At 64.1% G+C, this 11,244-nt stretch carries 10 protein-coding genes; 4 read left to right on the top strand and 6 right to left on the bottom strand.

What is annotated here, in order from left to right; genetic code table 11:
• Nucleotides 1–202: 202 nt before the first annotated feature.
• Both puuD and guaD read left to right on the top strand, forming a co-directional pair.
• On the top strand, nucleotides 203–1,435 hold the full coding sequence (gene puuD / locus MKI86_RS22490; RefSeq protein WP_241605541.1) for a urate hydroxylase PuuD: 1,233 nt from the start codon (nucleotides 203–205) through the stop codon (nucleotides 1,433–1,435).
• Nucleotides 1,436–1,440: 5 nt separating this feature from the next.
• Nucleotides 1,441–2,748, top strand: coding sequence for a guanine deaminase (gene guaD, locus MKI86_RS22485; RefSeq protein ID WP_241605539.1), 1,308 nt, complete (start codon nucleotides 1,441–1,443; stop codon nucleotides 2,746–2,748).
• A gap of 57 nt (nucleotides 2,749–2,805) precedes the next feature.
• Here the strand turns inward: guaD and uraH are convergent, their stop codons facing one another.
• From uraH to puuE, 4 genes are read right to left on the bottom strand one after another with little or no spacing between them, the layout of a single operon-like run.
• Nucleotides 2,806–3,168: a hydroxyisourate hydrolase gene (gene uraH, locus MKI86_RS22480; RefSeq protein ID WP_241605537.1), complete on the bottom strand. Its 363-nt coding sequence runs from the start codon at nucleotides 3,166–3,168 to the stop codon at nucleotides 2,806–2,808.
• A 9-nt stretch (nucleotides 3,169–3,177) separates the two neighbouring features.
• Nucleotides 3,178–3,672, bottom strand: coding sequence for an ureidoglycolate lyase (locus MKI86_RS22475; RefSeq protein WP_241605535.1), 495 nt, complete (start codon nucleotides 3,670–3,672; stop codon nucleotides 3,178–3,180).
• 51 nt (nucleotides 3,673–3,723) lie between these two features.
• Entirely contained in the window at nucleotides 3,724–4,221 is a 498-nt protein-coding gene (gene uraD, locus MKI86_RS22470) for a 2-oxo-4-hydroxy-4-carboxy-5-ureidoimidazoline decarboxylase (protein WP_241605533.1), read from the bottom strand.
• Entirely contained in the window at nucleotides 4,218–5,150 is a 933-nt protein-coding gene (puuE, locus tag MKI86_RS22465; RefSeq protein ID WP_241605531.1) for an allantoinase PuuE, read from the bottom strand. Before puuE ends, uraD begins: the two co-directional genes overlap by 4 nt.
• Before the next feature lie 138 nt (nucleotides 5,151–5,288).
• On the opposite strand from puuE, the gene MKI86_RS22460 reads away from it, so the two are divergent.
• The gene (locus tag MKI86_RS22460) at nucleotides 5,289–5,663 is read left to right on the top strand and encodes a PRC-barrel domain-containing protein (protein ID WP_241605529.1); all 375 of its coding nucleotides are present in this window, start codon (nucleotides 5,289–5,291) and stop codon (nucleotides 5,661–5,663) included.
• Between the two features lie 6 nt (nucleotides 5,664–5,669).
• On the opposite strand, the gene MKI86_RS22455 is transcribed toward MKI86_RS22460, so the two are convergent.
• Entirely contained in the window at nucleotides 5,670–6,848 is a 1,179-nt protein-coding gene (locus tag MKI86_RS22455) for an NAD(P)/FAD-dependent oxidoreductase (protein ID WP_241605527.1), read from the bottom strand.
• Between MKI86_RS22455 and mnmC2 the strand changes: the two genes are divergently transcribed.
• Nucleotides 6,847–7,566 carry a tRNA (5-methylaminomethyl-2-thiouridine)(34)-methyltransferase MnmC2 gene (gene mnmC2 / locus MKI86_RS22450; RefSeq protein WP_241605525.1) on the top strand — a complete coding sequence of 240 codons (720 nt, stop codon included), beginning with the start codon at nucleotides 6,847–6,849 and terminating at the stop codon, nucleotides 7,564–7,566. The two genes, MKI86_RS22455 and mnmC2, sit on opposite strands and share 2 nt — an antisense overlap.
• A 3-nt stretch (nucleotides 7,567–7,569) precedes the next feature.
• Here mnmC2 and MKI86_RS22445 read toward each other — a convergent pair whose 3' ends face one another.
• Nucleotides 7,570–11,202, bottom strand: coding sequence for a PAS domain-containing hybrid sensor histidine kinase/response regulator (locus tag MKI86_RS22445; RefSeq protein ID WP_241605523.1), 3,633 nt, complete (start codon nucleotides 11,200–11,202; stop codon nucleotides 7,570–7,572).
• Nucleotides 11,203–11,244 lie beyond the last annotated feature (42 nt).

Here is an 11,244-nt window from a genome sequence, read left to right as displayed (position 1 = left end):
GCGCGAAGGCGAAGCCAACCATACAACCCCTTTCCAGAGGCAACGCTTTCGCGCGGTTCTCCGGATTGCCGAATGCCCATCACCCCGGCGGTACTCCGTACGGGCTGAACCGCATGGCGGACAGCATATGCATTCACCCTTCCCTCGCCCGCGAATCTTGCGCAATGTGGCAGTCGGCGCGATCATCAGAGGGGAAGACCGCATGTACGAATATGCCATTGCCTGGGAGTGGATGACCTTCGCCGTCCGCTGGCTGCATGTCATCACCGCCATCGCCTGGATCGGCTCGTCCTTCTATTTCATCGCGCTCGATCTCGGCCTGGTGAAACGGCCGCATCTGCCGGCCGGCGCCTATGGCGAGGAATGGCAGGTGCATGGCGGCGGCTTCTACCACATCCAGAAATATCTCGTGGCCCCGGCCTCGATGCCCGAGCATCTGACGTGGTTCAAATGGGAAAGCTACATGACCTGGCTTTCCGGTTTCGCACTGCTCTGTCTCGTCTATTACGGCGGCGCCGATCTCTTCCTCGTCGATCGCAACGTGCTGGATGTCTCAACGCCGGTGGCGATCCTCATCTCGCTCGCCTCCCTGGCGCTCGGCTGGATCCTCTACGACCTGCTCTGCAAGTCACCGCTCGGCAAAAACACATGGGGACTGATGATCGTCCTCTATTTCATCCTCGTCGCCATGGCCTGGGGCTATACGCAGGTCTTCACCGGCCGCGCCGCCTTCCTGCATCTCGGCGCGTTCACCGCCACGATCATGTCGGCGAACGTCTTCTTCATCATCATGCCGAACCAGCGTGTGGTGGTGGCCGATCTCATTGCCGGCCGCACGCCTGATCCGAAATACGGCGTCATCGCCAAGCAGCGCTCCACCCACAACAACTACCTGACGCTGCCCGTCATCTTCTTCATGCTGTCGAACCACTATCCGCTCGCCTTCGCGACGGCCTTCAACTGGATCATCGCCGCCCTCGTTTTCCTGATGGGCGTGACCATCCGCCACTGGTTCAACACCACCCACGCCCGCAAGGGTAAACCGACCTGGACCTGGCTCGTCACGGCGCTCATCTTCCTCGTCATCATGTGGCTGTCCACCGTGCCGAAGGTCCTGACCGGCGAGCGTGCCGATGCCGCCCTGCCCCCGGCCGCCCAGCGCTTCGCCGCCAACGGCCACTTCCCCGCGGTGCGCGATCTCGTCTCGACGCGCTGTTCCATGTGCCATGCGGCAGAGCCGGTGTGGGAAGGCCTGCGCGCTGCACCCAAAGACGTTGTGTTCGAAAGCGACAAGCAGATTGCCCTTCATGCCCGCGAGATCTATCTGCAAGCAGGGCGCAGCCACGCCATGCCGCCGGGCAACCTCACCGGCATGACGCCTCAGGAGCGCGCCCTCATCACCGCGTGGTTCGAAACATCGACAGAAGGAAGCTGACCGCCATGACACAAACCCTCGTTCGCGGACGTCTGCTCTCCTTTGTGCGCCGCCCGCAGGCCATCGATGACACGGCAAGCTATCGCTACGAGGAGGACGGCGGTTTGCTGGTGGAGGACGGCAGGATCGTCGCGGCGGGCCCCTATACCACCGTGCGCGCCGAGGCCGCCGCGGATGCTGAGGAGATCGATCATCGTCCGCATCTCATCCTGCCCGGCCTCATCGACACGCATCTGCATTTCCCGCAGATGCAGGTAATCGGCTCCTATGCCGCAAACCTGCTCGAATGGCTGAACACCTACACCTTCCCCGAGGAATGCCGCTTCGTCGAAAGCGAACACGCCGCGCGCATCGCAAGGCACTTCTACGACGAGATGATCCGCCACGGCACGACGACGGCCGTCGCCTACTGCTCCGTGCACAAGGCCTCGGCCGACGCCTATTTCGCCGAGGCCCTGAAGCGTGGCATGCGCATGGTCGGCGGCAAGGTCATGATGGACCGCAACGCCCCGCAGGGCCTGCTCGACACCCCGCAGATCGGCTACGACGAGACACGCGCCGTCATTGCCGAATGGCACGGCAAGGGCCGCAACCACGTCGCCATCACGCCGCGCTTCGCCATCACCTCAACGCCGGCACAGATGGAAATGACGGCCGCACTCGCCCGAGAGTTCCCGGACCTGCACATCCAGACGCATCTGTCCGAAAACCACGATGAAATTCGTTTCACGGGCGAGCTCTACCCCGACGCCATCGACTACACGGATATCTACGCGAAGTACGGCCTGCTCGGCCCCAAAAGCCTGTTCGGCCACTGCATCCACCTTTCCGAGCGAGAGGCGGATGCGATGAGCGAGGCGGGCGCGGTCGCCGTGCATTGCCCCACATCGAACCTGTTCCTCGGCTCCGGCCTCTTCCCCTTGAAGGCGCTGTCACGTCGGGAAAAGCCGGTGCGCATCGGCGTCGCCACCGATATCGGCGGCGGCACGAGCTATTCCATGCTCAAGACGATGGACGAGGCCTACAAGATCCAGCAGTTGCTGGGCGAACGGCTGAACCCGTTCGAGAGCTTCTATCACATGACGCTTGGCAATGCCGAAGCGCTTTCGCTGTCCGACCATATCGGCACGCTGGAAGCAGGCACGGATGCCGATTTCGTCGTGCTGGACGCCGCCGCCACCCCGGCCATGGCGCTCAAGATGGAAGTCACACGCTCCCTCACCGACGAGCTTTTCCTGCTCCAGACGATGGGCGACGACCGCGCCGTGCGCGAAACCTACGTGGCGGGCAAGGCGATGAAGGCTGCGTTATAAGCATTTCAACCGACGCGAAGTCGCTTCGGCGTAGAGCATTTCCGAACCCGAAATGCTCTAGCTTCCGCGATAGGTCGAGTAGCCGTAGGGCGAAAGCAGCAGCGGCACGTGGTAATGGCTCGACGGGTCGGCGATGCCGAAGCGCAACGGGATCCGGTCGAGGAAGGCCGGCTCCGGCAGATCGGCGCCGGTGCCGCGCAGATAATCCCCGGCGTGGAACACCAGTTCATAGACCCCCGCCATGAAACCCACGCCCTCGACGAGCGCGCCATCCACGCGCCCGTCCCCGTTGGTCGTGACGGTGGTAATATGCTGGCGCTCCTCGTTTTCGATCCAGTAGAGATCGATGCGCAGACCGGCGGCGGGTTTGCCGAGCGCGGTATCGAGCACATGGGTGGTGAGGCGTCCGGGCTTGCTCATGGCGTCCTCTCAAGGCTTCTCGATGATGAAAGGCGTGTCGAAGAAATGCTCTTCCAGATTGACGCCACCGCCGAGGCGGTCGACGACGAGAAAATCGCTGACGGCGCCGACCGCGATCAGCGGATGGTGCCACACGTTGCGTCGGTAGTTGATGCCCTGGCGTCCGCCTGCGCGAAACACCTGCGGCCTGCCGGGCCTGCCGCTCTCATCCTCTGCCACCACGACCAGCCAGGGCCTGTCGTCCAGCGGCGAGAAACTCTGGCTGCCGAACGGATGGCGCTCCATCATGTCGATCGCATAGGGGAAGGCGCGCGGACTGCCACGGAAGAGGTTGATGATGACCTTCGCATCCTCGCCCGTCGCCTCGGCCTCGGCCAGCGCATGGTAGCGTTCGGTCGTGCCGCCGTTGATGTGGCGCATGGTGGCGGGGTCCGCCTCGATCACCGTGCCGAACGGCGCGAAGGCTTCGCGGGTCAGCGGCCGGATCGTCAGTGTCTCAGCCATAGGACAGCCCTCCCGGGGAGAGGAAGGGCGGTCGTGGGTCATCGGGCATCGTCAGTCTCCGGGGAGCAGAGCAGTCAATCTCAGGAGCGCGATGCGCTCCACCTGGGTTTTCGCGGTCTCGAATTCCGCCTGCGCGGAATTGTCGATCCGCGTCTGGAAGGCAGTGAGGATATCGTTCTTGGTCAGACCCTTCACCGCGATGATGAAGGGAAAGCCGAATTTTTCGGTGTAGGCGGTGTTGAGTGCTGTAAAGCGCGCATGCTCTTCAGCGCTCAGCCGGTCGAGCCCGGCGCCGGCCTGCTCCCTGCGGCTGTCCTCCGTCAGTCCGCCGGCAATCGCCAGCTTGTCGGCAAGGTCGGGATGTGCCCGGAGCACACCCAACTGCTCATCCGCGCTCGCCTTGCGGAAAACTTCGGTCAGCGCCGCATGCACGCCGGCCGCCGTCATCGGCTCCGGCACGGTGCCGGCCTCAAGCGCCCGCTCGGCGATGAACGGCGAATGCTCGAAGACACCGCCGAAACGGGCAAGGAAATCCACGCGGTCGATCATGCGCCCGGGCCCTTTGACGGATGATGGTTCTCGATCCAGTGGCGGGCGATATCGATACGGCGCGGGATCCACACCTTCTCGTGGCCGAGCACGTAATCGACGAAACGGGCGAGCGCGGCGACACGGCCGGGGCGCCCGACGAGGCGGCAGTGCAGGCCGATATTCAGCATCTTCGGGCTGCCTTCGGCGCCTTCCTGATAGAGCACGTCGAAGGCGTCCTTCAGGTAGGTGAAGAACTGGTCGCCGGTGTTGAAACCCTGCGGGGTCGCAAAACGCATGTCGTTGGTTTCGAGTGTGTACGGGATGATCAGGAAGGGCTCGCCGTCGAGACCCGGCACCCAGTAGGGCAGATCGTCGGCGTAGGAATCGGAGGAATAGACGAAACCGCCCTCCTCCATGATGAGCCGCAGCGTGTTGGCCGAGGGTTTGCCCTGATACATGCCGAGCGGATGCGAGCCGGTCAGTTCCTTGTGCAGGCGCACGGCCTCGCGGATATGCTGGCGTTCCGTCTCCTCGGAGAAATCCTTGTATTCCAGCCAGCGGTAGCCGTGGCTGGCGATTTCCCAGCCCGCCTCCTTCATGGCAGCGACCGCTTCGGGATTGCGCGCCATGGCGAGCGTCACGCCATAGACCGTGGTCGTCACATTGCGGCTGGTGAAGAGCCGGTGCAGGCGCCAGAAGCCGGCGCGCGATCCGTATTCGTAGATCGATTCCATGTTGAGGTTGCGCTGGCCGGGCCAGGCCGCCGCGCCGACGATTTCCGACAGCAGGCATTCGGATGCGGGATCTCCGTCCAGAATGCAGCTCTCGCCGCCTTCCTCGTAGTTGATCACGAACTGCACGGCGATATTCGCATCGCCAGGCCAGCGCACTACGGGCGGGTTACGGCCGTAGCCGATGAGGTCGCGTGCGTAAGTCTTGTCCGTCATTCCATCTCCTCGCGCCCTCCGTCGCGGAGAGCTTCACCCTAGCACCGGAGCGCCCGAAGTCGAACGAAATCTGGCACTTGAGAGGAACCATTAGCGCCCGGGACCGTTTTCTGTCCATGTCAACCAAGGAGAAACACTATGGCCATGCAGGATGCAAACATTCGCGAAACCCAGGATCTCATTGCCAGTGACAAGGTCGAAGGCACGAGCGTTTACGGTGCCGATGGCAAGCATATTGGCTCGGTCGAGCGCCTTATCCTCGACAAGAGAAGGGGTCATGTTTCCTACGCTGTGCTCAGCTTCGGCGGCTTCCTCGGCATCGGCAGCGATCACTATCCGCTGCCCTGGGGCAAGCTGAACTATGACGAAGGCCTCGGCGGCTATCGCGTCGATCTTACCAAGGAACAGGTCGAAAAAGCGCCGCACTATGAGAGCGATGCGGAATATGAGTGGAACCGCCAGAACGGCAAGGTGATCCACGACTATTACGGCGTCCCGCCTTACTGGATGTAAGGGACGCTAGAGACGTCGGGCTTCCTCGAAGTGGGCTGCGACGGCAAAAGAGGGCGGTACGTCGAGCGTGCCGCCCTCGATCTCGTTTAGCACCTGTCGAGCGAGGCGATGCGCGATGCCGAAACTCACCTTGAACCCGCCGGCCATCAGGCTGATACGGGCGTGATCGGGGTGACGCCCGACCATCGGTTCGCGGCCGATAGCCCTCGGCCGCAGCCCGGCCCAGCGCTCCACGACGGGCGCGTCGGCAAGGACCGGCGCCGTCAGACGCGCCCTGTCGATCAGCGCATCGAGCAGGCCGTCGGTTCCGTACGGTTCGGCGAAATCGTTCTCGCTGGTGCTGCCCACGGCAACGAGACCGTCCTCATGTGGCACCACATAGAGACCATCGGCGAAAATCACCGGCAACGCCGGGTCGACCGACGCTCGCAACAACGCCGCCTGCCCCTTGACCGCACTACCAAACGGACGAGCGACCGGTTGGGAAAAAGAGGCGAGCAGGTCAAACGCCTCGACACCGGCGGCCAGCACACAATAACCAAAGGAGAGATCCGTCCCGTCATCGAGCCGCGCGATTGCGGCATCAGGATCGAGACTGACGACCCCGACACCTTCACGGATCGTGACGTTTGCCCGTTGCCCAAGCGCAGCCTTCAACGCCGAAACCAGCGCTCTGGGCGCCAGCCGGGCGGCAAGGTGGTCGTAAACGACGCCATGCGCCATGACCGCAGGTGCCGGCCAGCCGGGAACGGGCGCCGTATCCAGCACCTCGAAAGCGAAGGAGCGGTCCGGCGTCTGCCATACAGAGAGCGCCTCGTTTGCGGTGCGCAGGGCAAGGTCGCGGTTGTGCGGCTTGGGCAGTGGAATGAGGCGGCCGGAGCGGCGGTAGCCGGCCGAAAGGCCCGTTTCGGCCTCCAGCGCGGCGATCTCGGCCTCCAGCGAGACCAGCGCCTCGAACTGAAAACCTTTCTTGGCGTTCCAGCGATCCGGCAGATGCGCCATCAGCGCGCCGAGCACGCCGCCGCTGGCGCCAGAGCCGATCCGCCGCTTCTCAACAAGCGTGACCGAGCGGCCGCTGCGCGCGGCATGGAGCGCCGTCCACAGGCCCATGACCCCGCCGCCGACGACAAGGAGGTCCACGCCCGGTTGACCGGCGGCCTTCCCGCGATTATCGGCATGCGCCATGGCTGATCACGATCCTGAAAACACGACTGATAAGACGGCCCTCGACTGGCACGAGGGCGATATGCCCTATTCCCGCGCCTTTGACGACCACTTTTATTGCCGCAGCGACGGCCGGCTGGAATGCGGCCACGTCTTCCTTGCGGGCAACGATCTGCCGCACCGCTGGCAGCGCGGCGGCGCGTTCCGCATCGGCGAACTCGGCTTCGGCACCGGTCTCAATCTCTGCGAAACCTGGCGGCAATGGCGTGAAAGCGCGCCTGAGGGCGCAAGCCTTCACTTCACTTCCTTCGAGCTTTTTCCGATGGCACGCGCCGATATCGACCGCGCGCTGTCGAATTGGCCGGAAATCGACCGTGAACGCGCCCTGCTCACCGCAAACTGGCCCGATGCGCCGGCAGGACGCGTCGAGATCGCGCTTGAGCCCTCCGTTCGTCTCACCGTCGTCTGCGGCGCGGCACTCGATAGCTTGCAGGCAGGCGAAAAGCCCTTCGACGCATGGTATCTCGATGGCTTCGCGCCGTCCCGTAACCCGGACATGTGGTCGCCGGAACTCATGCAGGCGGTTTTCAGGCTCACCGCACCGGGCGGACGTTTCGCCACCTATGCTGCGGCCGGGTTCGTGCGGCGCAACCTCGCCGCAGCCGGCTTCACAGTCGAGCGGCGGCCGGGTTTTGCGGGCAAGCGAGAAATGCTGTGCGGCGAAAAACCCGTTTCCTGACGCTCAGTGCGGCCTGCCCTTTGCGGCGGCGGCCTTGCTGCGCTTCAGCCAGCGGTCGAGCTGTTCTTCCAGTTTCTCGGTGCTGATCGGCTTGGCGAGATAGTCATCCATGCCGGCGGCAAGGCATTCCTCGCGGTCGCCGTGCAGCACATGCGCCGTGACAGCGACGATCGGAACGCGGTTGCCGGTGCCGTGCTCCAGCTCGCGGATCGCGCGGCTTGCCTCCAGCCCGTTCATCAAGGGCATGGAGATGTCCATGAGGATGACGCCGGGCGGGCTTTCCCGGAAGATCGCGACCGCCTCCTCGCCATTGCCCACGATGCGGAAGCACAGCCCCGCGGCGGTCAGCATCTGCGTGAAGAGGATCTGGTTGACCTCGTTGTCTTCGGCCACCAGCACGTCAAGCGTCTCGCCCTCGGCCTGAACGGCCGGCGTCATCGGCGCGGAGGTCGGCCGCAAGGGCAATATGTTGTTTTCGACCGCCGCTGCCGCGCCGCGGCGGTTTTGGACGCTGCGTGCCGCCCGCAGCACTTCCGATACCGTTTCGTGCAACTGGTCTGCACGCACCGGCTTCATGAGATGCGCCTGCACATCCTGCGCGGCGAGCATATCATCTTCGGTCGAAAGGTTCATCGAGGTCAGCACGATCAGCGAAATGGCCGCCGTGCCGGGATGGCTGCGAAGGGCCGCAACGAAAGCGGGCGAATGCTCGGGCCGGTAATCCAGAATGACCGCATCGACCCGCACGCCGGCATCCTCGGCCGCCGCCAGAACCGCAAGCGCCTCGTCTTCCGAGGCGACCGCCGTGGCATCGAAACCCCAGTCGAGCAGCATGTCGTGAGACGCCTTGCGCGACAGCGCATGCGCGTCGACGACGACGATGCGCGCGGTTTTCACCCGGGCAGGCACAATACGGTCCGGCACCGGCGCAGCAGCAAGCGCCATCGGCAGGCGCACCGTGAAGACCGAGCCGGTGCCGATCTCGCTCTTTGCCTCCAGCGTGCCACCGAAAAGGCGTGTCAGCCCGTCCGTGATGGCAAGGCCGAGGCCCGTTCCCTCATGACGGCGGGTCGACGAACTGTCGACCTGCGAGAACTTCTCGAAGATCGATTCCATCTTCTCGGTGGGAATGCCGGCGCCGGTATCCTCGACGCGTATGACGATCTCCACGCCGGCTTCGGTCTGATGGGAGGCCAGATCGATGAGGACATGGCCCCGGTCGGTGAACTTTACCGCATTGCCGACCAGGTTCGTGATGATCTGACGAAAGCGCCCGGCGTCGCCGCTGACGACCGCCGGCATGTTGGCCGCGCCACGCACGACGAGTTCGATGTCCTTTTCAGCCGCCCGCGCCGACAGCAGCGTCGCGACATCCTCAACGGCCTCGACCGGGTTGAACACCACGTCGCGCAGCGTCATCTGCCCCGCATCGATCTTCGAAAAATCGAGGATGTCATTGATGATCGTCAGCAGCGCATTGCCCGACTTCACCATGATGTCGATGAAGGTCTTCTGGCGCGTGTCGAGCTGCGACTTGGCGAGAAGTTCGGCCATGCCGAGCACGCCATTCATGGGCGTGCGGATTTCATGGCTCATATTGGCCAGAAATTCCGACTTCGCCCGGTCTGCCATCTCGGCGTGGGTGACGAGCCGGCGCAACTCGTCCTCGCGGCTCTTGATATCCGTGATGTCGGAGAAAACGACAACCGAACGGCCGCGTCCCGTCGGCGTGACATCGAGGCGCAACCAGCGTTGATAGCCGCTGAAAACGGTGAGCGTCGCCGGCTTTCCGGTGAAGAGTATGCGGCCAAAATCGCGCGTTTCGACCCGCTCGTCTCCCACGAACCCGGCGATTTCGCGGTCGGCGCAGCTTTGCACCAGGTCCGCAAGCCGCGCGCCGGGCTGCAGCAGATGCGCCGGCATCGCGATCATCGACGCCAGCGCCTCGTTGGACAGGACGACGGTTCCATCCTCGACGATGAGCAGGCCCTGGCTCATCGAGGAAACCGCATCCTTCATGAGGCTGCCCACGTCTTCCAGAGCGCTGCGGGTTTCCAGAACCTCGCGCTCGCGTTCACGCCTGTCCGTAATGTCGATGAAGGTAAGAAGGCAGCGGTCGCCCGAAATCGTGCAGCCGGCCTCGATCAGCGTGCGGCCGTTCGCATAGGCGACCTCACGCGCCGATCGTGTACCGGAACGTATGGAACACAGCGCCTGCTCGTGACTTTCGAGGCTCGACCCGCAGCCGCCCTCGCTTTCCCCACCCTGGTCGCGCAGGAACCGCATCAACTCGCCGAGCGGGCGCCCCCTCATGGGCGGCAGCACCCCATCCCACAGGGACTGAAAGGCGCCATTGACAAGCTCGATGACACCGATCCCGTCCACGACCACGATGCCGACAGGCAGCGATTCCACGACGCTTTCGAGATCCGAGCGGGCGGCTTCGGCCTGTCGCTGCGCCTCGATCAGCTGCGCCTCGCGCTTCATCAGCACGGTCGTGTCGGTGATCGAGCCGATCAGGTAGCGCTTGTCATCCAGCGTCGTGACGCGGTAGAGCCGCGAAATCGTCGGAAGGGCAGAGCCATCGGCGCGCACATACTCGACCTCGCTCTCGACAAGTTCGCCTGTGTCGAGCACGAACTGGTTCTGCTCGTGGAACGCCTCGCCCTGCTCGGGATACATTTCCCGCGTGGTCAGCCCAAGCAGTTCCTCCGGCTGTCGGCCGATCAACTCGACGAAGGCGCGGTTCGCAAAGATCATCCGCTGCGCTTCGTCGCGCATGAAGCTGGCGACGGGAAGCTCGTCGAGCAATGCGCGGTAAAGGCCGATTTCCTGCAATTGCTGGGTCAGGCGATGTTCGCTGTCGCGTACGGCGGTCGCGTCGATCCGTAGAATCACAAGCGCGCCATCCGGCCGGCGCTGCGTGACGATGCGCATCCACCCCTCGCCGACCCGAACGATGGTCTCGAAGAGCGGCAGGTCATAGCTTGCCAGGCGCGCTGCGATCCAGGCTGCACGCTCGGCCTGTGGCTGGTCCCCGACCTCAAGATCGTGCAGGGCGGCGGCAAGAGCGGCAAGAGCGACGGGACCATCCGCCGCATCGCCGAGAAGCCCTTTGTAGAATTCCCGCATCACGCCGTTTGCATAAGCCAGACGATTATCCGCCCCGAAAACGGCGACGCCGGCGCCCAGCGTCTCGAGTGCCTCAACAATGCCGTCGCGGCTGTTCGGGCTTGCGGGCGGCGTACCGTTGGCGTTGGCCGCAGCTGGTGCGGCGGTCGCTGCCAACGGCGTGAACAGGCCGACGAGGATGGAGAGCGCAGGCGACAACCGCTCACGCCTGAGCGCGATGTCGAAACTGCCACTGCCGAAGGGATGGATGAAACGGGCCTGTTCGGGATTGCCGAAAACCAGACAGCGGCGCTCCGGGTCGCCCCGGTCGCCGAGCGCGGCGGACTCGCCAATCTCGTCGCTGCGCTGGCCGATCATCGCCGCAGCATTCAGGCCGAAGAGACCCGCATAGGCCTCGTTTACCGCGAGATAGCGCAGCTCGCTGCTCTTGACGTAGGCCGGATAAGGATGGGCGCGGACCCGCGCACAGGCCGCTTCCAGCAATTCGTCTTGAGTTTCGGCCATGCCAGTACTCCCCGAAGCGGCACGGAAGGAAGGTTTCACACA

The organism is Shinella sedimenti (assembly GCF_022601905.1).
In the GTDB taxonomy this organism is placed as follows: domain Bacteria; phylum Pseudomonadota; class Alphaproteobacteria; order Rhizobiales; family Rhizobiaceae; genus Shinella; species Shinella sedimenti.
This window is presented reverse-complemented; position numbering and strand designations above follow the sequence as displayed.